The 23,515-nt window shown below is 62.4% G+C and carries 21 protein-coding genes; 10 read left to right on the top strand and 11 right to left on the bottom strand.

Annotated elements, in window-relative coordinates; genetic code table 11:
* Nucleotides 1-9 precede the first annotated feature (9 nt).
* From ACE3TJ_RS16755 to ACE3TJ_RS16745, 3 genes are read left to right on the top strand one after another with little or no spacing between them, the layout of a single operon-like run.
* Nucleotides 10-1,302, top strand: a complete 1,293-nt coding sequence (locus ACE3TJ_RS16755; protein ID WP_374598184.1) for an aromatic ring-hydroxylating dioxygenase subunit alpha — start codon at nucleotides 10-12, stop codon at nucleotides 1,300-1,302.
* Nucleotides 1,299-1,778 carry an aromatic-ring-hydroxylating dioxygenase subunit beta gene (locus ACE3TJ_RS16750; protein ID WP_374598182.1) on the top strand — a complete coding sequence of 160 codons (480 nt, stop codon included), beginning with the start codon at nucleotides 1,299-1,301 and terminating at the stop codon, nucleotides 1,776-1,778. The genes ACE3TJ_RS16755 and ACE3TJ_RS16750 overlap by 4 nt, the downstream gene beginning before the upstream one ends.
* A gap of 11 nt (nucleotides 1,779-1,789) precedes the next feature.
* On the top strand, nucleotides 1,790-2,254 hold the full coding sequence (locus ACE3TJ_RS16745) for a MarR family winged helix-turn-helix transcriptional regulator (RefSeq protein ID WP_374598180.1): 465 nt from the start codon (nucleotides 1,790-1,792) through the stop codon (nucleotides 2,252-2,254).
* Nucleotides 2,255-2,519: 265 nt separating this feature from the next.
* Here the strand turns inward: ACE3TJ_RS16745 and ACE3TJ_RS16740 are convergent, their stop codons facing one another.
* The 5 genes from ACE3TJ_RS16740 to ACE3TJ_RS16720 form a co-directional block, all read right to left on the bottom strand.
* On the bottom strand, nucleotides 2,520-4,703 hold the full coding sequence (locus tag ACE3TJ_RS16740; RefSeq protein ID WP_374598178.1) for a TonB-dependent receptor: 2,184 nt from the start codon (nucleotides 4,701-4,703) through the stop codon (nucleotides 2,520-2,522).
* Between the two features lie 140 nt (nucleotides 4,704-4,843).
* Nucleotides 4,844-5,911 (bottom strand): aminoglycoside phosphotransferase family protein, encoded by a 1,068-nt coding sequence (locus ACE3TJ_RS16735; RefSeq protein WP_374598176.1) that lies wholly within the window; start codon nucleotides 5,909-5,911, stop codon nucleotides 4,844-4,846.
* A complete protein-coding gene (locus tag ACE3TJ_RS16730; RefSeq protein WP_374598174.1) occupies nucleotides 5,908-7,071 on the bottom strand; it encodes an acyl-CoA dehydrogenase family protein in 1,164 nt (387 codons plus the stop codon). Before ACE3TJ_RS16730 ends, ACE3TJ_RS16735 begins: the two co-directional genes overlap by 4 nt.
* Nucleotides 7,071-9,206: a 3-hydroxyacyl-CoA dehydrogenase NAD-binding domain-containing protein gene (locus ACE3TJ_RS16725; protein WP_374598172.1), complete on the bottom strand. Its 2,136-nt coding sequence runs from the start codon at nucleotides 9,204-9,206 to the stop codon at nucleotides 7,071-7,073. The genes ACE3TJ_RS16730 and ACE3TJ_RS16725 overlap by 1 nt, the downstream gene beginning before the upstream one ends.
* Before the next feature lies 1 nt (nucleotide 9,207).
* Nucleotides 9,208-10,416, bottom strand: coding sequence for an acetyl-CoA C-acetyltransferase (locus ACE3TJ_RS16720; protein WP_374598170.1), 1,209 nt, complete (start codon nucleotides 10,414-10,416; stop codon nucleotides 9,208-9,210).
* A 157-nt stretch (nucleotides 10,417-10,573) separates the two neighbouring features.
* Here ACE3TJ_RS16720 and ACE3TJ_RS16715 point away from each other — a divergent pair, with 157 nt between their 5' ends.
* Genes ACE3TJ_RS16715 through ACE3TJ_RS16705 form a run of 3 tightly spaced genes read left to right on the top strand, consistent with a single transcriptional unit; the run spans nucleotide 10,574 to nucleotide 12,545 of the window.
* Nucleotides 10,574-11,734: an acyl-CoA dehydrogenase family protein gene (locus ACE3TJ_RS16715; protein WP_374598168.1), complete on the top strand. Its 1,161-nt coding sequence runs from the start codon at nucleotides 10,574-10,576 to the stop codon at nucleotides 11,732-11,734.
* The gene (locus tag ACE3TJ_RS16710; protein ID WP_374598166.1) at nucleotides 11,734-12,159 is read left to right on the top strand and encodes a hypothetical protein; all 426 of its coding nucleotides are present in this window, start codon (nucleotides 11,734-11,736) and stop codon (nucleotides 12,157-12,159) included. Before ACE3TJ_RS16715 ends, ACE3TJ_RS16710 begins: the two co-directional genes overlap by 1 nt.
* Nucleotides 12,156-12,545 (top strand): MaoC family dehydratase, encoded by a 390-nt coding sequence (locus ACE3TJ_RS16705; protein ID WP_374598164.1) that lies wholly within the window; start codon nucleotides 12,156-12,158, stop codon nucleotides 12,543-12,545. Before ACE3TJ_RS16710 ends, ACE3TJ_RS16705 begins: the two co-directional genes overlap by 4 nt.
* Here ACE3TJ_RS16705 and ACE3TJ_RS16700 read toward each other — a convergent pair.
* On the bottom strand, nucleotides 12,542-13,213 hold the full coding sequence (locus ACE3TJ_RS16700; RefSeq protein ID WP_374598162.1) for a TetR/AcrR family transcriptional regulator: 672 nt from the start codon (nucleotides 13,211-13,213) through the stop codon (nucleotides 12,542-12,544). The two genes, ACE3TJ_RS16705 and ACE3TJ_RS16700, sit on opposite strands and share 4 nt — an antisense overlap.
* A gap of 136 nt (nucleotides 13,214-13,349) precedes the next feature.
* Here ACE3TJ_RS16700 and ACE3TJ_RS16695 point away from each other — a divergent pair, with 136 nt between their 5' ends.
* Nucleotides 13,350-14,147 (top strand): SDR family oxidoreductase, encoded by a 798-nt coding sequence (locus tag ACE3TJ_RS16695; protein ID WP_374598160.1) that lies wholly within the window; start codon nucleotides 13,350-13,352, stop codon nucleotides 14,145-14,147.
* A 39-nt stretch (nucleotides 14,148-14,186) separates the two neighbouring features.
* On the opposite strand, the gene ACE3TJ_RS16690 is transcribed toward ACE3TJ_RS16695, so the two are convergent.
* The 4 genes from ACE3TJ_RS16690 to ACE3TJ_RS16675 form a co-directional block, all read right to left on the bottom strand.
* Nucleotides 14,187-14,972: an alpha/beta fold hydrolase gene (locus ACE3TJ_RS16690; RefSeq protein ID WP_374598158.1), complete on the bottom strand. Its 786-nt coding sequence runs from the start codon at nucleotides 14,970-14,972 to the stop codon at nucleotides 14,187-14,189.
* Between the two features lie 86 nt (nucleotides 14,973-15,058).
* On the bottom strand, nucleotides 15,059-16,303 hold the full coding sequence (locus ACE3TJ_RS16685) for a cytochrome P450 (protein WP_374598156.1): 1,245 nt from the start codon (nucleotides 16,301-16,303) through the stop codon (nucleotides 15,059-15,061).
* A 16-nt stretch (nucleotides 16,304-16,319) separates the two neighbouring features.
* Nucleotides 16,320-17,009: an SDR family NAD(P)-dependent oxidoreductase gene (locus ACE3TJ_RS16680; RefSeq protein WP_374598154.1), complete on the bottom strand. Its 690-nt coding sequence runs from the start codon at nucleotides 17,007-17,009 to the stop codon at nucleotides 16,320-16,322.
* Complete coding sequence (locus tag ACE3TJ_RS16675; RefSeq protein ID WP_374598152.1) at nucleotides 17,006-18,661, bottom strand: class I adenylate-forming enzyme family protein; 1,656 nt, start codon at nucleotides 18,659-18,661, stop codon at nucleotides 17,006-17,008. Before ACE3TJ_RS16675 ends, ACE3TJ_RS16680 begins: the two co-directional genes overlap by 4 nt.
* Before the next feature lie 167 nt (nucleotides 18,662-18,828).
* Between ACE3TJ_RS16675 and ACE3TJ_RS16670 the strand changes: the two genes are divergently transcribed.
* From ACE3TJ_RS16670 to ACE3TJ_RS16660, 3 genes are read left to right on the top strand one after another with little or no spacing between them, the layout of a single operon-like run.
* A complete protein-coding gene (locus tag ACE3TJ_RS16670; RefSeq protein WP_374598150.1) occupies nucleotides 18,829-19,842 on the top strand; it encodes a zinc-binding alcohol dehydrogenase family protein in 1,014 nt (337 codons plus the stop codon).
* A complete protein-coding gene (locus ACE3TJ_RS16665) occupies nucleotides 19,842-20,621 on the top strand; it encodes an SDR family NAD(P)-dependent oxidoreductase (protein ID WP_374598148.1) in 780 nt (259 codons plus the stop codon). Before ACE3TJ_RS16670 ends, ACE3TJ_RS16665 begins: the two co-directional genes overlap by 1 nt.
* Nucleotides 20,614-21,771 carry an epoxide hydrolase family protein gene (locus ACE3TJ_RS16660; protein WP_374598146.1) on the top strand — a complete coding sequence of 386 codons (1,158 nt, stop codon included), beginning with the start codon at nucleotides 20,614-20,616 and terminating at the stop codon, nucleotides 21,769-21,771. The genes ACE3TJ_RS16665 and ACE3TJ_RS16660 overlap by 8 nt, the downstream gene beginning before the upstream one ends.
* Here ACE3TJ_RS16660 and ACE3TJ_RS16655 read toward each other — a convergent pair.
* Nucleotides 21,768-23,498, bottom strand: coding sequence for a biotin carboxylase N-terminal domain-containing protein (locus ACE3TJ_RS16655; protein WP_374598144.1), 1,731 nt, complete (start codon nucleotides 23,496-23,498; stop codon nucleotides 21,768-21,770). The genes ACE3TJ_RS16660 and ACE3TJ_RS16655 overlap by 4 nt on opposite strands.
* Nucleotides 23,499-23,515: the final 17 nt, after the last annotated feature.

Here is a 23,515-nt window from a genome sequence, read left to right as displayed (position 1 = left end):
GGACCATCCATGTCCATCACAACAGGCCTTGTCGAAAACGACCGCGTTCATCGCAGCGTCTATACCGATCCGGCAATCTTCGAGCTGGAGATGCAGAACATCTTCGGCGCAACGTGGATCTATGTCGGCCATGAAAGCCAGGTGCCGAACGACGGCGATTTCATAACCGCCTCGATCGCGAGACAACCGCTGCTGATGGTGCGCGACAAGGGCGCGGTGCACCTGCTCTACAACCGCTGCCCCCACAAAGGCGCACAGGTCGTCCCCGAAGGACAGGGCAACGCCCGCATGTTCCGCTGCGCCTATCACGGCTGGATCTTCCAGCGCGACGGCGCCGTGCGGACCATTCCGCTCGACGACGGATACGAAGGGACGTGCATCGGCAAGCACAGCCCCGACGCGAGCATGACGCGGGTCGCGAACGTCGCGTCCTATCGCGGTTTCGTCTTCGCCTGTCTCGCCGATGAGGCGCCGCCGTTTCAGGAATGGCTGAGGGGCGTCGATTCCTCCATCGACAACATGGCCGACCGCTCGCCAGAAGGCGAACTGGAGGTGACGGGCGGCGTGCTGCGCTACATGCACCGCTGCAACTGGAAGATATTCCTCGAGAATCTCAATGACCTGATGCACCCGATGGTGACGCACATGTCGTCCTCCGGTACGGCGCGCAGCGTTGCCAACCGGCACTTCGGCAAGGGCGAGAAGCTTCCGGCCGCGATCGAAATCCTCGGACCTTTCACGAGCAATTACGAGTTCTTCGAAGACATGGGTATCCACGCCTTCCCGGGCGGGCACAGCTATTCGGGCGGCACGGTCAGCATCCATTCGCGCTATTCGGAAATCGATGCGTACAACGATGCGATGAACGCTGCATATGGCGAGGCGCGCGCGCGGGAAATCTTCTCGATGAACCGCCACAATACGATCGTCTATCCCAGCCTGACGCTGAAAGGCCCGATACAAACCATCCGCGTTATCAAACCGATCGCTGTCGATCGAACGCTCGTCGAATCCTGGACGTTCCGCATGAAGGGCGCACCTGACGAATTGCTGGAGCGTTCGATCCTCTACTGCAACCTTATAAACTCCTCGGCCAATCTGGTGGGGCCGGATGATCACGAGGCGTACCAGCGCATCCAGACCGGCCTGATGTCGGAAAAGGTGGAATGGGTGAACATGCAGCGCCACATGGGCAAGGAACGGCCCAACGCGGATGGCGGCTGGTCTGCGATGGGCACGAGCGATCTCGTGTTTCGAAACCAATACCGGACATGGGCCGCGTACATGGAGACCGCTGCATGAGCGCCGATCTCCGCAAGGTCGAGGATTTCCTCGTCCACGAGGCGCGCCTCCTCGATGCGCGGGACTGGGCGGCATGGGATGCGCTGTTCACGCCCGATGGCATCTACTGGATGCCGGCCGCTCCGGGACAGGACGATCCACTACGGCACGTCTCCCTCATCTACGAGACTGCCCTGCTCCGCGAAATTCGCATCCGCCGCTTCGCAGACACCAGCGCTTTTTCGCTGCAGGGCGGCCCGCGCGGCTGGCGCATCGTCGCAAACGTGCGCATCGATGCGCACGATGCGGAGGCGAATACGATTACCGTCAGCTCGCGGCTGATGGCAGCCGAGTATCAACGCGACCGCACGACCCGCTTCGAGGCTTTCGTCACGCATCGCCTCGTGACGGAAGGCGACTCCTTCCGCATCGCGCTGAAACGGGTGGAGCTGCTTGACTGCGATGCCATGCGCGGAGATATCAATCTCTACCTTTAGCCGATGGGTCGATGACAGAACAGGTGTCCAGCGCGATCTCCGCTTCCGGCGAATTCGATATCGAACGCTGGCCCTTCTACTGGCTGACGCGGTTCACTGGCCGCTATCTTCACGAGATGGAAATCGCCTTGAAAGCGCTCGGGCTCGATATCCCCCGCTGGCGCGTGCTGATGAGCCTGCGCGGCGACAAGGTGCTGAGCGTCAGCGAAATCGCCGACAACGCCATCGTTAAGCTGCCGACGATGACGCGGATCGTCCAGCGGATGCAGGCCGACGGCCTCGTCCTCTGCCGCCAGAGCGCGTCGGACCGGCGCGTCACCGAAGTCGAGCTGACGGATGCAGGCAGACGTGCTGGCCAGCAGGCATGGGCCGTGGCGGACGGCCTCTACACCCGCACATTCGGCAAAATCCCTGCCGACGACGTGACGCGCCTGAACCGAACGCTACGCGCACTCAATCGCAATCTCGACAACTGAAGACCGTAGCCTGCATCACGAGTTTTGTCAGATCGCGGAGAATAGAATATAAAGCAAGATCAACGCTTTAATGGCGACCTCTACGGGAACCCAAAAATTCAGATAAGAAACAGACAATATTGAAGTCTGCCTTCAGAATTCAATGATGATACCATCAAATACACCATCAGCGAGGCTTGGTTCCCGGCTGAGCATCTGGGCCGGCAGGACGCGGAGGAAGCACCCCTCCACACCCTGCCGCCTCGAAACAAGGGGGTAAACCCGCCTAGAAGCGCGCTGTAACGCGTGCGCCGAACGTTCGGGGGGCGCCCGGGAAGAGGTTCTGTCCCAGCGCCCCGAGGGTGGAACCCCAAGGAGAATATTCTTCTTCGGAGAGGTTCTTCCCATAGATCGTGAACGTGATGTCCGAGGGCAGCGTATAAGAGAGGCTGGCATCAATCAGCGTATAGTTATCCTGCCTCAACAGGTTCGGGTCGTCGTAGTAATAGGCGCCGGTATAGTTTGCCGACACGCGCGCCGCGATGCTGCTGCCATTCTCGAGCTGGCGTTCATAGTTGAGCGCGATGGTCCCGGTATGCCGCGGCACGCGAACGAACTGCCGGTCTTCCGGATTGGGCACACCGATGAATGTCTTGTAGTCAGCATCGGTGTATCCGTAGGCCGCATTCAAGGACAGTTCGTCCGTAAGGATCGCTGTTAGCTCGAGCTCCAGACCCTGAACCGTTGCATCGGCGGCGTTGAACACCGACTGGATCACACCCGCTTCCGGGCTGACGCCGAGTACCGTGCGCTGCAAATTGCTGTACTCGTTGTAGAACAGCGCAGCATTGAAGCGCAGGCGCCGATCCAGAAGATCGCTCTTGAAACCGCCCTCGTAAGCCGTGACTGTTTCGGACTGGTACGGCTCGATCAGTGGCGTTCCGCGTAGCGAGAATCCACCGCTGCGGTATCCGCGTGTAACCGATGCGAACAACAGGACGTTGTCCATCTGATAGGAGACGCCGAGTTTCGGCGAGAAGTTCCCGTCGCTGTACTTTCGTGGCCCGGTGAAGGTGCAGGTCAGGAGATCAAACGAGCAACTGCCGAACGGGGCTGCCGACGCCGTTTTGGTTTCGTCGGTATACCGTGCGCCCAGCGTTACCGTCAGATTCTCGATCGGCGTGATATCCGCTTCCGCGAAGAAGGCATAGCTGCTGTTGTCGAGAACAGACCGCGTGCCGAGCCGTGTCAGACCGTTGTTGAGATCTCTGGCTTCGCCGAAGTGGATATCCTGTTCGAAATAATATCCGCCAACCGTGAAGCTGAGCCATTCGCCCACTTCGCGTGCGTAACGAAGCTCGGTGCTGAACTGATCCTGGTCGTACTGGATCTGCTGCAGGAAGCCGCGGCTCGGGGTTCCGTCATAATCGGTTTCCACCCGCGTCCGAACGTCACGGTATCCGGAAATTGACGTCAGCACGCCACCGGCCACCTGCCAGTTGAGCTCCATCATCGCGAATTTCACGTCGATGTCGTTATAGCCGCGCGCATTCGGGGAAACGTGCCAATAGTCCTTGGGCGTGACATAGCCTTCCCGCTCCGGCAGCGTCAGCGGTCCGCCGGGAATCGTGTTCGGCGCAATGCCGCGCGCTACGGTCGGGTCGCCCTCTTCGGAGTACCACTCGCCGAGCAGCGTGATATCGAGATCCGCGCTCGGCGTGAACTTGATGCTGGGACGAACAAGATAGGTGGTGCTTTTGCCGTAGTCACTGTTCGTGTTGGTGTCAGTGAAATAGCCATCGAACGTGCGTGCCTGCACGGCGAGGCGCGCTGCCAGCACATCGGTCACGATCGGAGCATTTACGACAGCCGAGCCTTCGAACAGGCCGTAGTTACCGACGCCTGCACCAATACTGCCTTCGAATTCATTGCGGGGACGCGCAGACCGAACCGTGAGCGCACCGCCTGTGACGTTGCGTCCAAACAAGGTGCCCTGCGGTCCGCGCAGCACCTCGACGCCCTCCATATCGAAAAGGTCGCCGACCGCGCCGTAGTTGGAACCCCAATAGACACCGTCCTGAAAGATACCGACGGCCGGTTCATCGGACGGGGTGGAACCGGAAATGCCCATACCGCGAATCGAGAAGTTCTGAATGCCCCGCTGCGACGACGGCTGAAGCGAGGCATTCGGCGTCATGCGGCCGACATCGACAAGGTCTTCCACGACGGCGCGATCAAGCTGGCCGGCGCTGAATGCGGTGATTGACAGCGGCGTTTCCTGAACGTCTTCCGCGCGTGCGCGCTTGCGCCCGATAACCACGATTTCTTCAAGCTGCGCACCAGCTTCCGTGGAGAGATTATCTTGAGCAGCCGCAGACTGCCCTGCCGCCGCTTGCGCGAAAGCACTGTCATTTGCCCACACGATGGCGGCGAGCGCGACACCAACCGACAATACGGATTTGCGATTCACGTTGATCCTCCTCCAAAGCCCCAATTTTATAACGTGTTATATTCGACCATCTGTTTGGTAGATTATGCATTCGGCCGTGATGTGCAACTTATTTCGAATAGCGGATCTCCTCCGGGATTAAAGTCGGATGCGAATGCGCCTCACCCGTGGCCGATATGCGTCATATTGAGCGACCCAAGAACATCGTGACGCTGCGACGCTGCATTGAACCTTGAAGCCACGGCATCGCAGACTTCTGCCGTTTGCATCGCCGGCGGCACGACATTCCAGATAAGGCCATACATGGTGTGCTGGCGATAGCTGAGCCACGCATCGTCCCAGGTCATTGCCGGCACACCGAGTGCGGTACGAAACTCAAGATAGTGACGGAGAAGGTCCTGCTCGCGCTCTGCGCAATCCTCGATGCCCATCGACGACACGAGAAGATAATTGATGTCGTGCGCCCAGTCGCACTGCATGAGGCGCTGCCAATCGAGAAAGCCGGGGCGCCCATCCTGTTCGAAAAACAGGTTGCCGGGATGCGCGTCGCCGTGAACCATGCAGAGACCGGCAGAGGTTCGGTCGACCTCCCAAAGCGCCTCCATGCCGCCGCGCACGTTGGCGACGTCGCGCAGGCCCGCCTCAAGACCATCGGCGGCCGGACGGAGCATCGCAGCGTCCCATGCCTCGGGCGTCAGCAGGCGGAGAATGATGCCGTCGGTCGCAAGCGTCCCGCCGGGCGCGCCGAGCTGTTCGAGTTCGGGTGCACGCCACCAATGGGCATGAAGCCGCGCCAGCATTTCCAGGGCCTGCGCTGCAGCTTCCGGTGACAAGGGTTTGAGCGCCGTTCCGAAGCGGGCATTGCGCTGGAGAAGATCTTCGATCAGCTGGGCGGAATGGCCGGTCTCGTCGACGGCGGCGAAATAGCCGGCGGGCGCGTTGACGAGATTGAGCGGTGCAATTCGATCGTAGAAGAGCGATTCGCGAACATGGCTCGTGCGCACGTGATCGGAGTGCGGTTCAAGCCCGCCCTTGTACCACATCGTGGCGGGGAGTCGGTGGGCATGGCCGGCATCATTATATTCAAGAAGCAGGCGCTGCTTCGTGCCGGTCGCGCGCACGGCGCTGCCGAACGTAAGCCGCGTCACCTCCGTTCCGGGATAGCGGACGGACAGCGCGGCGGACACCCACTCCGCCGTCACTTCCTCGATCGCGTGCGGCAGTTTCATGTGTTTTTCCCGAGCTTGCGCTCATCAAGACCAAGGCCGCGACCGATGATCTCCTTCATGATCTCGCTGGACCCCGCAAAGATCCGGGAGATGCGCGCATCCGTGTAGAGGCGCGAAATCCGGTATTCGTCCATGTAGCCCGCGCCGCCATGAAGCTGCACGCCCGCGTCCACCATGCGCCCTTCGGTTTCGGACGTCAGCAGCTTGGCTTCCGCTGCGAGTTCGGCGGTCAGCTCGGCCGCGTTGTAGAGCAGCACGCACTGGTCGACGAACGTCTGGACCGCATCGATCTCCGCGCGAAGACCGGCGAGCGTGAAGCGCGCGTTCTGGAACGTGCCGATCGGGCGCCCGAACGCCTTGCGTTCCTTCACGAATTCGAGTGTCGTTTCGAATGCGACCTGCGCGGCTGCGATTGAGCCGACCGCCGCGATCAGACGTTCGCCCGCAAGGAAGCGCGTGAGATAGCGGAACCCCTCGCCTGCATTGCCAAGGATGTTTGCCTTGGGCACCTTCACGTCGTTGAAGAAAAGCTCCGACGTGTCCTGCGCGGCAAGACCCATCTTGTGCAGACGCTTGCCCCGCTCGAACCCTTCCATGCCTGCCTCGATGACGAACAGGCCGAGTTCATGGCTGCCCTGCCCCGTTCGCGCGGCGACAATGATGAGGTCGGCAAGCTGGCCGTTCGAAATATAGGTCTTCGAGCCGTTCAGCAGCCAATGGTCGCCGCGATCTTCCGCACGGCTTCGCATCCCGGCCAGGTCGCTGCCCGCCGCCGGTTCCGTCATCGCGACGGCGAGAATGAGATCGCCGGAAATGCAGCCCGGCAGCCAGCGCGCCTTCTGCTCATCGCTGCCAAGTTTGGCGAGATATGGGGCAACCAGCCCCGAGTGGAGATTGATGTAGAAGCCTGGCTCGCCGTAGCGGACGTTTTCTTCGAAAACGATCTGCTCGTAGCGAAAGTCCGCGATGCCGAGCCCGCCATAGGCTTCGTCCGCCCAAGGCAGCAGATAGCCCTGCGCGCCGGCCTTCCGGAAAATCTCGCGATCGACAAAGCCCTGCTCTCGCCAGCGCTCGGCGTGAGGGGCGACTTCGGCCTTGTAGAAGCGGATGACGCTGTCGCGAAAAGCCTCGTGCTCCGCGTCGAAGATCAGGCGACGCATCAGTAGTCGAAGCCCCGTCCGGCCGCGGCCATGGCGCGCAGGCCATCGGTAGGCGCGAAGCGCGCCCCGTAACGCTGCGCCATCCGGTCGCAATCGGCGACGAAATCAGCAACGCCGACGGTTTCGATGAGCGAGAGCGTGCCGCCCGTCCATGTCGGGAATCCCCAGCCGAGAACCGCGCCGAGGTCGCCGTCCGCCGGATGCGTCAGCACGTTTTCTTCAAGGCAGCGGACGGTTTCCAGCGCCTGAATATAGAGAATGCGCTTCTTCACCTCCTCGACGTCGGGCTGCTCGGTAGCCGGAGGGAAATGTTCGGAGAGCCCCGGCCACAGATGCTTCCCACCCTGTTCAGGATAGGCATAGAACGCCCCGCCGGCTTTCCGGCTCGAACGGCCGAGCTTTTCGGCCATCTTTTCCATGACCTCCATCGAACCGGGGCGGCGATAGTTCGGATCTTCCGCCTCGCTCTGCCGCACAATCTTCATCGGCAGATCGAGCGTCACCTCGTCGAGAACCGCGAGCGGACCGACGGGCATGCCGGCCTGCTTGGCTCCGTTCTCGATCAGCGCCGGTGCAACGCCCTCGCGTAGAAGTTCCATGCCTTCGTGGATGAAGGTCTGGAATACGCGGCTTGTGTAGAATCCCCGGCTGTCGTTGACGACGATCGGCGTCTTGCGGATCTGAGCGACGAAATCGAGCGCGCGTGCCAGCGTCTCATCATCGGTCTTGCGGCCCATGATGACCTCGACAAGCGCCATCCTGTCGACCGGCGAGAAGAAGTGCAGGCCGATGAAGCGTTCGGGGCGCGGAAATGCCTCTGCAAGCTGGGTAATCGGCAGGGTCGACGTGTTGGATGCGAACAGCGCATTTTCGCTCAATACGGCGGCGGCCTTTGCGGTCACGTCCGCCTTGATCGCCGTATCTTCGAAAACCGCTTCCACGACGAGATCGGCCCCCGCGAGATCGGCATAATCGGTTGTAGGCTTGATCCGCGCGAGCAGCGTGTCTGCGGCAGCCTGCGCCATTGCCCCCTTCTCGACCGCCTTGCCGACGATCTTCCCGGAATAGGCCTTACCCTTGGTTGCAGCCTCAAAGCTCGCGTCGAGAAGAACGACCTCGATGCCTGCCTTCGCGGTAACGTAGGCGATGCCCGCCCCCATCATGCCCGCGCCGAGAACGCCGATCTTGCTCACCTTGTGAGGCGGAATGCCTTGCGGCCGGCGAGCGCCCTTTTCGGCGAGCCCCTTGTTCACGAAGGTCGTGCGAATGATGTTTCGGCTGACAGGGTTCGTCAGCAGGCGCGCGAAATGCCGGCTTTCGACGACGAGCCCCTTGTCGAACGGCACCTGCAGCCCCTCGAAGATGCAGGTGAGGATCGAAATCGGCGCCGGGTAATTGCGCCCGTAGCGGGCGAGGAGCTTTCCGGTGGCCATCGTGAACATCACGGCCGTGCTCTGCTTCAACAGCCCATCGGACTCTTTTGTCTTGAAGCCCTTCACGTCCCACGGCCGCACCGGATTGGGCGCAGTCTTCAGCCATGCGCGCGCCGATTCCAGAAGGGTGTCCGCCGGTACGACCGCGTCCACAAGGCCCATGCCCTGCGCAGCCGAAGGCTTGTAGCTCCGGCCTTCGAGCAGCACCTCCATGGCGCGCTCGGCACCGATCATTCGCGGAAGCCGCTGGGTGCCGCCAGACCCGGGAAGAAGGCCCACACTCACTTCCGGCAGACCCACGACGGCGCCCGGCACATCGGCCAGAATCCGGTGCGTACACGCGAGCACAAGCTCGTATCCGCCGCCGAGAGCATAGCCGTTGATTGCTGCGACGACGGGCTTGCCGCAGGTTTCCAGCAGCCGGTGCATCCGAGTCGCATTCTGGCTGAAAGCGAACGCTTCTGACGCCGACATGCCGCCGGCATGTTCAAGGATGTACTTCAGGTCCGCGCCCGCCATGAAGCTGGACTTCGCCGACGTGATCACGAGCCCCTTGACGGCATCGTCACTCTTCACCCGGCCGATAACGTCGACCATTTCGTCGATCCAGCCCGGCGAAACCGTGTTCACCGGCGCATCGGCCTCGTCCAGCGTAAGGGTCGCGATGCCATCGGCAACGTCGTAGCGGAAGTATTTGGACATGTCAGACTCGCTCAATGATCGTGGCTGTTCCGAGACCGTTGCCGGCGCATAGAGTTACCAGCGCAGTTGAGAGGTCTCGCCGTTCCAGTTCATCCAGAACCGTACCCAGGATCATCCCACCGGTAGCGCCGAGCGGATGGCCGAGCGCGATCGCCCCACCCGCGACGTTGACCCGCTCAGGGTCCAGTTCGAGCTTCTGCATGAAGCGCAGAACCACGCTCGCGAACGCCTCGTTGATCTCGAAAAGGTCGATGTCGGCCTTCGACATGCCGACCTGACGGAGCAGTTTTTCTGAAACGGCTGCGGGCGCCGTCAGCATGATCGTCGGCTCGGATCCGATATTGGTGAAACCGACAATCCGCGCCCGGGGCTTCAGCCCCGCAGCCTCTCCGAACGCCGCGCTGCCGACCAGAACGGCCGACGCACCATCGACGATACCGCTCGAATTTCCACCGGTGTGGACATGCTGAATGGCCTCAACGCCCGGATAACGTTGAAGCGCGATGGCATCATAGCCGGCCGCACCGAGACCGACGAACGCAGGCTTCAGCGACCCCAGGCCCTCCATCGTGGTATCGGGCCGCAGATACTCGTCACGGTCGAGGACAGTCTGCCCGATGACGTCGAGCACCGGAACGACGGCACGGTCGAAGTGCCCGGCAGCCTGGCTGGCCGCGGCGCGGCGCTGGCTTTCCAGCGCATAGGCATCGACATCCTCCCGAGTGAAGCCGTCCAGGGTTGCGATGAGGTCCGCGCCGATACCCTGGGGCGCGAAATAGCTGTGATAGCTGCGCCACGGGTCGGCAGACCAGGCGCCGGTATCCGCTCCGATATAGGTGCGCGACATGCACTCGACGCCGCCACCGATCGCCGCACTCGCCGCACCGACCATCACCTGTGCAGCAGCATTGTTCACCGCTTCCAGCGCGGAGGCGCAGAACCGGTGAACCTGCTGACCGGCGACGCTTTCCGCATAGTCCGCAGCCAGAACCGCCGCCCTTGCAATGTTTCCGCCTTGCTCGCCGACCGGCTGGGCGCAGCCCATGATGACGTCGTCGATGAGCGCCGTATCGAGCGCATGACGCGCGGCAAGTGCGCGCAGCGGCGTTGCCGCCAGCTCAACCGCTGTGATTTCGTGCAACGACCCGTCAGGCCGCCCGCGACCTCGGGGTGTGCGGGCATGGTCATAGATATATGCGGTCTGCGTCACGCTTCCGTTCTCCCTTTCCGCACTTACCTACCATCCGTTTGATGGAATTCAAGGCGAATGATACCACCTCGATCGCATTTTCCCTCTTGGCAATCGTGAACAATTTTATCAAACGTATGGTAGATAAATGAATGCCGAACAGGGAGATTACCCGGATATGAGCCTCCTTTCCGAAGAGCACCTCGCCTTCCGCGACACCGTACGCCGCTTCGTCGACGCAGAGCTTCCGAAGGACTGGGCGCGCGCACTTGAACAGGATGAGCACAACTATCCCTTCGCGCTGTGGGAGAAGTTCACGAAGGTCGGCTTCCACGGCCTCGGCATCGATGAAAAATACGGCGGACAAGGCGGCGACATCCTTATGCAGATGCTGCTCGCGCGCGAGCTTGCACGCACCCTCGGCGGCCTGTCCTGGATCTGGGGAATCACCTCGTTCGCGGGCGTGAAGTCAATCGGCCTCTACGGAACCGAAGAACAAAAGGACCGCTTCCTGCCAGAAATCGCGGCCGGCCGGCTGAAAGCAGCGATCGCCTTTACCGAGCCCAGCGGCGGAACCGACCTTCTCGGCGGCATGCGGACGGTCGCAACTCGGGTAGACGGCGGCTGGCGAATCAGCGGCGAGAAGATCTGGAGCTCGTCCGCGCATGTCGCCGACTACCTCCTGCTCCTCGCGCGCAGCGACAAGGACGCCGCACGCCCGCAGCAGGGACTGACGCTGTTCTGGATTCCGACAAAGAGCGACGACCTCACCATCACGCCGCTTGCAAAACTCGGCATGCGCTCGATGGGTTCGTGCAGCATTCATCTCGACGACGTCTTCGTTCCTGACGAACTCGTCCTCGGCGAGCCGCACAAGGCGTGGTACATGCTGCTCCCCACGCTGAACAACGAACGCCTGATGGTCAGCGCGTTTTGCCTCGGCATTCTCGATGGGGTTCTGGAAGACGCTCTCGACTATGCGAAGGAACGCAAGGCATTCGGGAAGCCGATCGGCCAGATGCAGGCGATTCAACACATGATCGCCGACATCAAGATCGGGCAGTATCAGGTTGAAACCATGCTGATGGACTGCGCTGCCAAAATGACTGCCGGACTGCCCGCAGTCCTTGAGACAACCATGCTCAAGGTCGCCGCTTCGGACATCGTCAACAAGGCGGCAGACGCAGGCATCCAGATACTCGGCGGCATGGGTTACTCCGCGGAGACCGACATGCAGCGTTACTGGCGCGATTCGCGGCTGTGGCGGATCGGCCCCATAACAAACGAAATGGCGCGCAACTCGATCGCGGAACAACTGGGCCTGCCGAGGTCATTCTGATGACTGTTGAAGGCCATGCGTTCCCGGGCGGCACCTACCGCATTACGCGGCAGGACAATGACACGCTTTGCAAGGCCGTCGGCGCCGCCCCGGACGGAAATGGTCGGGCGCACCCGATGTTCTACTACATCGCGACGCAGGTCGGCATGGGAGTGACGGTCGCGGGCCTTCTGGAACTGTGCGATTTCGACGTGAATGACGGGCCAATGATGACCGGCAGCAATGCCCGCTTCAAGGGCGACCTTCGCGTCGATACCGACTATCGGATCGACGGGGAGATTCTCTCACTGACCCGCAAGCCCAGCCGAACCTTCGGCTTCGCCGACACGCTTCGTTTTCGCCTGCGAATGACGCCGGCGAGCGGTGGGGCCATCCTTGAATGCGTGAACGAATGGATTCTCCCTCGCAGGCAGGCAGAGGCATGACACAGGCCAACGACACTCTTCCGACACTAACGCATATCGTTCGCGCCGCCGACATGGTACCGATGGCCGCCCTGCTGCATGATCCCAATCCGATTCACCTAGATCCCGCCGCCGTAAATGCAGCGGGACTTGGCGACCGGGTTATCAACCAGGGCCCTACCAATCTCGCCTATATCATGAACATGCTCGCCAACGCGTTCCCCGATCATCGGCTGGAGCAAATGGACAGCCGCTTCCTCGCCAACGTGAGAGACGGCGACGCGGTCGAGGCTGGCGGAACGGTTACGGCGAGAGAAGCTGATCGCATTACCTGCGAAGTCTGGCTGAACGTTGCCGACGTCGGGCCAGCGGTGAAGGGACAAGCGACGTTGGTACGGCGGCCCTAGCGGTCTGTTGGCAGCAGCGCGAGCCCCTTTTCCGTGGCTATGCCTCTCAACATGATCGTGATGAAATGATCGGCAATCTGATCCACGGGCTTTCGCGGCTGCGGCCGATACCACTGGTAGAGCGAATTCGTCCAACCCATCATGGTCTGTGCGGTGAGTTTCGGATCGAGGCGTTCGAGGATCAGTCCCTCCGCCTGTCCTTTCTTGATCAACGCCAGAAACTCGTCGCGGAATTCATGGCCGCGAAAGAGCGATTCTCGGCGCTTCGGATCGAGCGCTTTCAGCTCGTGAAGGTAAACCGTCGTCTTTGCTTGGTTTCGACACATGTATTCGATGTGACTGCGAAACATAGCATCAAGTTTGTCAAAAACGGTCCCGGTCAATTCAGACCGTTTCCGTATCATTGCCACACCTTCGTTGTGCACTTCGGTGAGCAGGTGATCAAGGAGATCACTCTTTGTCTTGATATAATAGTAGATACTGCCTTTCAGGATACCGACCCGATCGGCGATTTCCTGCAAGGTTGCAGCATCATATCCTTTCTCGTAGAAGACTTCGGCGGCAGCCTTCAAGATCTCCTGCCACCGCTTCTCCTTCGGCTTCCGATCATTTACGCTGCGGCCATCGCTGGGACGCCCAGATTCCATTTTCTTCGTCGTTTTCGGCACTATCATTTGCCCCTGTACTGTTTGTGCATATCGTCGACCCCCGAATATCTCGCGTCAACAGAAAAACCTGTATATGGTCGAATAGCAACCATATGTTTGGTAGATAGAATGTACTGGAAAGGTTGGATTTCAGACTATGACAGAAAATGCAAACGGTTCCAGCCTGTTCGACCTGACCGGCAAGACCGCACTCGTGACCGGCGGGGCCAATGGACTTGGCCGCATGATCGCAGAAGCCCTGCTTCAGGCAGGCGCGCGCGTGGTCGTAACGTCGCGTAAGGCCGACGCCTGCGAGCGCGCGGAGGCGGAAATGTCGAAGTACGGGGCGTGCAACGCAATCTCCGCCGACTTCTCAGACCCCGCCGCGGCCGAGGCATTTGTTGACAGCTTTCGGAGCCGCCACGACCGGCTCGACATCCTGATCAACAATGCGGGAAAGACATGGGGCGCTCCGCTCGAAAGCTTCCCTGACAAGGCCTGGCCGGGCGTCATGACGATGAATGTCCAGCTTCCTTTCAAGCTGACCCAGTTGCTGCTCCCGTTGCTCGAGACGAGCGCAACGGATAGCGACCCTTCTCGCGTCATCAATATCGGTTCGGTTGCGGGAAAGATCATCGAGCCGCTGCACGCCTATAGCTATTCCGCCAGCAAAGCAGCCATCCATCAACTCAGCCGCCAGCTCGCGAGCGAGCTTGCCCCCCGGAACATCACGGTCAACACGATCATTCCGGGCTATTTCCCGACGAGCATGACCGCTCATCTTCAAGATAGTGATGGCGCGCCCACCGGCATGCTTGCGGACCATATTCCGATGCGCCGGTTCGGACGACCGGACGATATCGGCGGCGTCGCGGTCTTCCTCGCATCGCGTGCTTCTGCTTACCTGACGGGAAGCGAGATCGTTGTGGATGGCGGGATCAGTGGCTGCCGTTAGGCGACAAAGGTGAGGATCATGCGCGCGGGCCGGGAGGGGTCAGGGGCGGGACTGAAACGACCGAGACGGTGCGGGGGACTCTTGCGACGATAGGAAACGTCGCAGGGCGGGCAGATAGGCGTCGTTGTCGTCGCCGGAAACCATGTGGCCGACCCCGGCGATGCGTTCGCAGTGCAGATCGGGCACAACTTCTTGAAATCTAAGGACCTGCGCCTCGCTTACGACCGTGCTGAACTCGGCGTGCATCAACAGGGCGGGCACACGCAGCCTGGCGGCCGCAGCCGCGAAAAGGCCGCCTTCACCGCCGTGACGCACGAACTCGTCCTGGATGAAGCGAGGGTCCCAGCGCCAATACAGGCGGCCGTTTTCCTCTCGCATGTGCGCGCGCAGCCGCTCCGGGTCGCCGTTTGAAGCGACGCCGCGAAGGCGGTCCACCGCAGCGGCCGCTTCGGCGACCGTATCGAAACCCTCGGCGACACGGCGCATGGCAGCACGCAGCGTGTCGGCCTCGGTCTCGTCGATCCAGGGCGTGACGTCGGCAAGCGCGAGCGCGCGGACACGGTGCGGCAGGTTCGCCGCCGCGATCAGCGCGATATGACCGCCGAGCGACGCGCCAACGAGGATCGCCGGCTGACCAAGACCGGCGATGATCGTGTCGAGATCGGCCACATGCCGATCAAAGGCGTAGTTTCCGTCCGCCGCCCAGTCGCTGTCGCCATGCCCCCTCAGGTCGAGAGAGATGCTGTAATAGCCTTCGTCCCCGAGCGCCCGCGCGGCGGCACGCCACGCCGATCGGCTCTGCCCGCCGCCGTGGAGGAAAAGCACGGGCGGCCTCCCCTGCTCCCCGAAGGAGTCCGCTGCAATCGCGTTGCCGTCCGCCCCGCTCAGCCGCAATACCGACCCCACGGCGCTTAGGCGACAAGCCGCGCGTGGAGCGGCCCCATCGAGCGCATGTAGAGCTGCCGGAAAGCAGGCGCTTCCCTGGTACGATCAAGCGTAAGCGCCGGATAGCGGTCCAGGAGCGCCGATATGGCTTCGCGCATTTCCACGCGCGCAAGCTGCGAACCGACGCAGGAACGCGTGCCTTTCGCGAAGGCGAGATGATCCGTCGGCGCCCGGCGATCGAGATCCATCGCCTGCGGACAGCCGTATTTTTCAGGGTCCCGGTTGGCTGCAGCATGGACGAGAATAATCATTTCGCCCTTGCGGATGGACACATCGCCGATCTGCGCGTCGGCCACGCAGAACCGGTGACGGAATTGAACGACGTTAAAAAGGCGCAGCGACTCCTCGATGAGCGCGGCGAGCGGCTTTCCGCGATCCGCGCGCACCCGCGCCATGGCCGCGTCGTCGACGAGCAGCAGATAGAGTGCATTCGCGATGCCATGCACAGTGGTGTCGGAGCCGGCGAAATACAACTCTCGGCAAAGGCCGAGCGCACCTTCCTCATCAAGTGTGATCCCGGCTTCAGGCGCTTCTTGCCACACCCGGCTGATGAAATCGTCCTGCGGTCGATCCCGCCGTGCCCGGATATAGGGGAGCAGCATCTCGTTCAGCTCGTGCGAGGCCGCAAGCGCACGGTCTCGAAGCTGCGTGTCGCGATAACCCGAGGCGATGAAGTTGACGATTTCTTCGTTGAGAAAGAGAATTCGCGCCATCATGGCATCGTCTTCATAAGGCATCCCGAGCAGCGAGCAGATCACGCGCGGGGGGATCTGCGCTGCGAAATCCTGCGCGAGCTCCGCTTCTGTCCGGCCTTCAAGCCGCCGAAGCGCAAAATCGATGATAGGGCGCACATGCGGCTCGCGAAAGCGCTCAACGCTTGCCGGAGACAGCAGCTTGAGATGGAAGCGCCTCAGTTTGTTGTGCTCTTCGTCGCGGCTGATCGTGATGTTCGCGCCGCCGCCCTTGATTTCCTTCACGAGATCGTCCGCGAAGACATAGGCGTTCGCAAAATGGCTCTCGTCCTTCTCCGCCGCGGCACACTGATCGAAATCGAGCACCAGCCACGCATTGGCTTTCGCATCCCACACTGGCGAACCCTGCGCGCGCATCCGCTCGTAAAAGGGAAACGGATCGGTATCGGTGAAACCGACGATGGTTTCATGCGCCGGGCAGGCACGAGCCTCTTTCAGCAACTCCGCCGATGCAGACATACGACCTCCCTTTGTTTCAAAGCCCGCCGTGGACATCGATTGTCTCGCCGGTGACGTAGGACGCTTCTTCGCTGGCGAGAAAGGCGACTACATTGGCGATTTCTTCGGGCCGCGCTCCGCGCTTTAGCGGTGTTTGCGCCAGATACGCTTCCTTCACGTGCGGCGGCAGCCGATCGCCCATGCCCGCGTCGATGAGCGCAGGTGCGACAGCGTTCACACGGATACCGTGCGCGGCAAGTTCGCGCGCGAGTGTCGCCGTTAGGTTGATGACGCCCGCCTTGGACGCACCGTAATCGACCTGGGTCGACCCGCGCCGCCCCGCGATCGAGGCGACATTCACGATACCGCCGCCGCCATGTGCAATCATGCGCCGCGCCACTGCCTGGCAGAGCAACAACGTAGCAGCGACGTTGACCGTGAGCGTGCGCTGGATCTGATCCGCCGTAAGCTCGAAAAACGGTGTCGGGCGCCAATAGGCGGCGTTGTTCACAAGCAGCGAGACAGGGCCGAGCCCTGCCTCGACGCCGTCCACCAGCGCATCGAGACCGCCAAGGTCCGTGAGGTCCGCCCGGTCGTGCCGCGCGGCCTCAACAGGCCCGGATTCTGCCAGATCAACGCTGGCGACGGTCCAGCCATCGGCGTGTAGCCGCCGCACGATGGCAGCACCCAATCCGCCCGCAGACCCCGTAACGATCGCCACGCTCATGCCGCATCACTCCGAAAGCGTTCGGGAAGCATATCCCTGAGCCGGAATTTCTGGACCTTGGTCGTGGACATTGGCCATTCGGTGACGAAGACCACATCACGCGGAATCTTCCACTTCGCGATCTCACCCCGGCACATTTCGATGAGCTCTTCGGCCGTGACCGTGCCGCCCGGCACGCGTTCGACAAAGGCGACGGGCACTTCGCCAAGACGCGCATCCGCCCCGCCGATAACCTGCACCATTTTCACGTCTGGGTGCTGGTTCAGGAAGAACTCGATCTCCGCCGCAGCAACATTCTCTCCGCCGACCTTCAACATGTCCTTCAGGCGGCCCAGGAAATACAGATAACCATCGCCATCCATCTTGCCGCGATCACCGGTTCGTACCCAGCCGCCGGGCAGGATCGTGGCAGCGGTCGCCTCCGGGTCGCGATAATATTCCTTCAGGGCACCACCACCGCGAAACTGAATCTCGCCGGACCGATCGGGTCCGCAGACTTCCCCGCTTTCCGGGTCCACGATCCTGACCTCGGTGTGGGCGGGCGCCTTTCCGCTGCTCGTCGCACGCAAATCGAACGACGCATCCATGGGCGTGAAGGTCACGATACCCGAACCTTCCGTCATGCCGAAAAGGTTCAGCACAACCGCGCCATCCGGCAGCAGATTTTCGATCTGTCGCTGCATTGCCGGCGGGCCGACGTTGAGCAGGGACCGAACGTGCGAAAAGCGCTCTTTCGAGAACCGTGGATGCTGGAGCACGGTGAGCGACATCTGCGGAAAGCCCGGATAGAGATGATCGATCCGGTATTTTTCCATCAGGGCGATCACACCGTCGGGATTGAAGTGCGGCTGAGTCACGAATGCCGCGCCGCGCGCGAGATACGCGGTCATCGGGCCGATTCCACCCGTGTGGAAGAACGGCATTGGCATCCAGACGCGCTGACCGCGCTTCAGATCGACGATTTCGGCAAATGTATACCAGCTTCTTTGCAGGCTGCCGTGTGTGAGGACGCACCCTTTTGGATTGGATGTCGTACCCGACGTGTAGATGATCGCTGCCGGGTCTTCAGGCCCGACTGCTGCCATCGCCGCATCAACGTCCGAATCCGGGACCGCAGCGCCTGCATCGACAAGGCTCTGCAGCGACAGGAAACCGTCCGTCCGGGCCTGCCCAAACAGGACGAGCGAGCGGAGCTCCGGCGCGCCCTTCAACTGGATCGAGGTGACATCCTTCTGCGCCGCGACATCCGGATACAGATCTGTAAGCAGGCCAGCGAAATCGACGTAATCTTCGATGGCGTCCGTCGTCATCAACACGCGCGAGCGGCTGTGGTTGATCGTGTAGTCGAGTTCGTGCCGCTTGTACCGGGCGTTGAGCGCAACGACCGTCGCGCCGGCATAAAGCGCCCCAAAATAGGCGAACACCCAATGGGCGTGATTCGGCATCAACGTGGCAACATGATCGCCGGGACGCACACCGAGCGCGATCAACCCCTTGGCAATGCGCCGCGCTTCGGCATCAAGCTCGCCGAACGAAATCTCGCGATCGGGAAATATTCCGTAGATATCATCGGGAATCGCCGCCGCTTTCTCCCTGAGGAGCGCCGCGATTGTCTTCAGTCCCGGAACCGGCGGCGCATCGGCAGCGCTCATGGTCTAACGACCCTCCCTTTTCTTTTCTCCGCGGCATACTTGCCCATAACGAAGCGCGTTTCAACTCGTTTATTGATCAAACAGTTGTTTGATTAGAAGGCGGCTTTGCGGTAGGTTGCCACGGAAATGGCGCAGATACGAGCGCCCGAAGCACGGGAGAATCTTTGGTGAAGGCACTTTTGCTCACTTCGGCCGACGGGCCTGCATCGGCAGCGATCCAAGAGATGGAAACCCCCTCGCCCCGCGCCGGCGAAGTGGCCGTCGCACTACGCGCCGCCTCACTGAACCATCGGGAACTTTGGATTTCGCGTGGCCTTTATCCGGGGATGACGCTTCCCACGATTCTGGGCGCCGACGGCTCGGGCGTTGTCACCGCTGTCGGCGAAGGTGTCGATGGCGCGCTGATCGGCCGCGAAACCGTTCTCTATCCCGGGCTGCATTGGGGCGAAAACGAAGCGTTCCCGAGTGACCGGTTCGGCCTGCTCGGCATGCCCGGGCCGGGCACCATCACCGAAACGATCTGCGTGCCGGTGGAGAACGTCTTCACGAAACCCGCCCATCTTACGCATGTGCAGGCAGCGGCCTTGCCCGTCGCCGCGCTGACCGCTTTCCGAGGCTTGACCGTGAAGGGAAATGTGAAGAGCGGCGACACCGTGCTGATCACGGGGATCGGCGGCGGTGTTGCGACATTCGCCCTGATCTTTGCCAAGGCGCTCGGCGCGCGCGTTTTCGTGACAAGCGGTTCCGATACGACGCTGGAGGCTGCAACCGCGCACGGGGCGGACGGCGCGTTCAACTACCGCGATGAAAGCTGGGGCAAGAGCCTTCGCAAGACGGCCGGGGCGATCAACATGGTGTTCGACGGTGCGCCGGCCTCCGCCTTCGCCGGCTACGGACGCGCGCTCGCGATGGGCGCGCGCGTGGTTCTCTACGGATCGACCGGCGGCCCGAACTTCACGGTCTCAGCGCCCGATCTGTTTCTGCGCCACGCCGCGGTGATTGGAACGGCGATGGGAAGCCCGGCGGATTTCGGCGCGATGCTGGATTTCATCTCCACGCACAAGCTGGAGCCCGTTATCGACAAGTGCTTCCCCTTTGCCGACGCGAAAGACGCACTGCTCTACCTGGAAAACGGGCATCATTTCGGTAAGGTGGTCATCGAGATGCCGGGCAACGACTGATGCGCGCAATCGTGACCGGCGCAGGCAGCGGCATAGGCTGGGCCACGGCCCTGGCGCTTGCCGCCGCGCCGGGCGCGCGGCTGCTGATCGTTGACCGCAATGCCGAGCGCCGCGAAGCGAACCTGCACACGCTGAAGGCGCGCGGCGCAGAGGCCCACGGCATCGGCGGAGACATTACCGACCCCGCCGTCCCCGTCTCGGTAGTGGAAGAAGCCGCCGCGCGGCTGGGCGGGATCGACGCCATCGTCAGCGCTGCGGGATCGATCGCGAACGGCGCTCCGCTCAGCGATTTGCCGCTTGGCGATTTCGAAGGCGCTTTCGCGGTGAACGTGCGCCCTACCCTGCTGCTCGCGCAGGCCGCCTTTCCGTATCTGAAGGCGAGCCGGGGCAGTCTTGTCGCCGTATCATCGGCCGCGGCGCACCACCCGGTTCCCAATCTTGGCGGCTATGCACCAAGCAAGGCGGCACTTTCCATGCTGGTGCGGCAGATCGCGCTGGAGTGGGGGCCGCTCGGGATTCGCGCCAACGCCGTGTCGCCGGGACCGACGGCAACGCCGATGGCGCCCGCCTATGCCGACGCGGCCGTGCGCGAAGCCCGGGCTTCGACGCTGCCGCTGCGGCGCATCGCCGAGGCCGACCAGGTGGCTGCGACGATCCTCTTCCTGCTCAGCCCGGGCGCGGCAGCGATCACCGGAATCGATATGGACGTGGACTGCGGCATGGGTCTCACCACAATGCAACTGAGCGGCGCGGCACTCGGGCGTTCAAAGAATGGATGACACGCCTTTCCGGGTGGAGATTCCGGAAACCGACGTGCGCGACCTGAAAGCGCGGCTGCGCGCGGTGCGGCTTGCGGACGACTTCGCCAACGCCGATTGGCGTTTCGGGGTCGAGAGGGGCTGGCTGAAAGACATGCTGGCCTACTGGGCCGACGACTACGACTGGCGCGCCGAAGAGACGGCGATCAACCGCCTGCCGCACCACCGAACGGAAATCGACGGCGTTCCCATCCACTACGTTCACGCGAAAGGTAAAGGCCCCGCCCCTCTTCCCATCATCCTGACGCATGGATGGCCGTGGACGTTCTGGGACTGGCGCGACCTGATCGGCCCGCTGAGCGATCCTGCTGCTTATGGAGGGTCCGCCAACGACGCGTTCGATGTGATCGTCCCCTCGCTCCCCGGGTTCGGCTTTTCAGCGCCGCTGCGAAAGACGGACATCGGCGTTCGGGACATTGCAGCGCTCTGGGTGCGCCTGATGGGCGGGCTCGGCCATGACCGTTTCATGGCGGGGGGAGGCGATTGGGGCTCGCTCGTGACGGCCGAACTGGGGCACGCCCACCCGCGCCGGGTCGCGGGCGTGCACCTGACGCTTCCGATGCTGCCGGGTGTCAACCGGGGAACCGTGCGGCCTTCCGACTTCGACGCCTCCGAACACTGGATGCGCGAGCGGAACCGAGAGGCGCAGGCCGTATCGGACGGACATATTCTCGCGCATCGGCGCAGCGCGCAGACTTTGGCCTATGCCTTTGAGGATTCGCCTGCCGGACTCGCCGCCTGGATCTGGGAGCGGCGGCGGAACTGGAGCGACTGCAACGGAGATGTCGAACGGGTTTTCGGACGCGACTTCCTGTGCACGACGGCGTCGCTCTACTGGTTCACGCGCACGATCGGAACGTCGATGCGGCTCTATGCTGCGCACGGCCCGGAACGCTGGGCGCCGCTGCACGACCGGGAGCGCGTGATCGACGTCCCCACCGCCTTTGCGGTCGCGCCGCGCGAACTGTTCCTGATGCCGCGCCAGATCGCGGAACGGAAAACCAATCTCGTCCGCTGGTCGGTGCTTCCTGAAGGCGGGCACTTCCTGCCGTCGGAGACGCCGCAGCAGTTGGTCGATGAGTATCGCGCCTTCGGGAAAATTCTCCGCTAGACGGCCTCGATCTCGACCAGCATCTGGCCCTTCGACACGGCTTCATTCGGGCGGCAGGTAAGGACACGCACCACGCCACCGTGGGGCGCGGCGACCACGACCTCCATCTTCATCGCCTCGAGGACCAGCACCGTCGCGCCGCGCTCGACCGTGTCGCCGACCGCGACGGGGACCTGCAGCACCATGCCGTCCATCGGGGAGACGACTGCGCCTGCCGTTGCCGACGCGCCGCTGCCGACTGCCGCCCCGGCGCGCGCGGCGCGCGGGCTTTGCGAGACGCGGGGCGGCGATGGTTGCGCGTGACCGAACACGGAAACCAACCGGTTCGCGGCGCCCGCAAGCTTCACTTCTCGTTCGGTCAGGCGCGACGTCACAACCTCATCCTCCTCGATATTGACTGCGCTTTCCGTGTGGAGGGGAAGCGTGATCGCCCAGTCCTGCTCGACCGATCCCGTGAAATGACGGACCGACCTGAAATCCTCTTCCTCAAGCACTGCCGCCGCATAGGGCGCGGTCGTAGGGACACCTGCGATGCGCAAGCGACCGAGCGCACCATGAAGCCGGATCCGGGCCTTTTCCCGATCCGGTCCCCATGCGAGCAGCTTGCCGATCATCGAATCGTAATGCGGCTGAACGCTATCCCCGCGCGCAACACCGAAATCGGCGCGTGTCCAAGGGGCGAGCGGTACGGAAAGATCGGTGATGCGGCCCGGCGCAGGACGGAAATCGTCCGTGCAATCCTCCGCCGAAATCCGCGCCTGTATGGCGTGGCCTGAGATGCGAACATCATCCTGTTGAATGCCGAGCGCATCCCCCGCCGCGACACGGATCTGCGCTTCGACAAGATCAACGCCGGTGACAAGCTCAGTAACCCCGTGCTCGACCTGAAGGCGCGTGTTCATTTCAAGGAAGGCGAAACGGTCCGACTGCCTGTCTACCAGGAATTCCACCGTACCCGCACCCGTATAGTTTACGGACCGGCAGAGCGCGACCGCCGCCGCCTGCATTGCCGAGCGCATTTCCACCGGCAAATCCGGCGCGGGCGCCTCTTCGATCATCTTCTGATGCCGACGTTGCACGGTGCAATCGCGGTCGCCGAGGTGAATGACGTTGCCGTGCCGATCACCGAGGATCTGAACCTCGACATGGCGCGGGCGCATGAGGAAGGATTCGAGGAAAATCTCCGACCTGCCGAACGCCGCGCCCGCCTCGCGCCCCGCAGCCGCCATGGCGGCTTCGAGGTCATCGGCATTCGTCGCCACGCGGATGCCGCGACCGCCGCCGCCGAACGAAGCTTTGACCGCAATCGGATAGCCGATCTCGCGTGCGATCGCGTGGGCGTCGTCCGCGCTTGAGACAGCCCCGTCCGATCCCGGCAGCACGGGAACACCGGCTGCGATCGCTGCCTTACGGGCCGCAACCTTGTCGCTCATCGTGGCAATGGCGTCGGCATCGGGGCCGATGAAGATCAGGCCGGCCTCCGTGACGGCGCGCGCGAAATCCGCATTCTCACTGAGAAAGCCGTAGCCGGGATGAACCGCTTCGGCGCCGCTTTCGAGTGCGGCGGCGACCACCGCTTCGATATTGAGATAGCTCTGCCGCACATTCGCCGGCCCGATAGGCAGCGCCATATCCGCCAAGCGTACGTGGAGCGCGCCAACGTCTGCCTCGCTGTAGACAGCGACAGTGCGGATACCGAGTGTTCTTGCCGCGGCGATGATACGCACGGCGATCTCACCACGGT

Origin of the sequence: Sphingosinicella sp. (assembly GCF_041916975.1) — a bacterium.
In the GTDB taxonomy this organism is placed as follows: Bacteria; Pseudomonadota; Alphaproteobacteria; order Sphingomonadales; family Sphingomonadaceae; genus Sphingosinicella.
The sequence above is the reverse complement of the archived record's forward strand: the minus strand, read 5'-3'. Positions and strand labels throughout refer to the sequence as shown.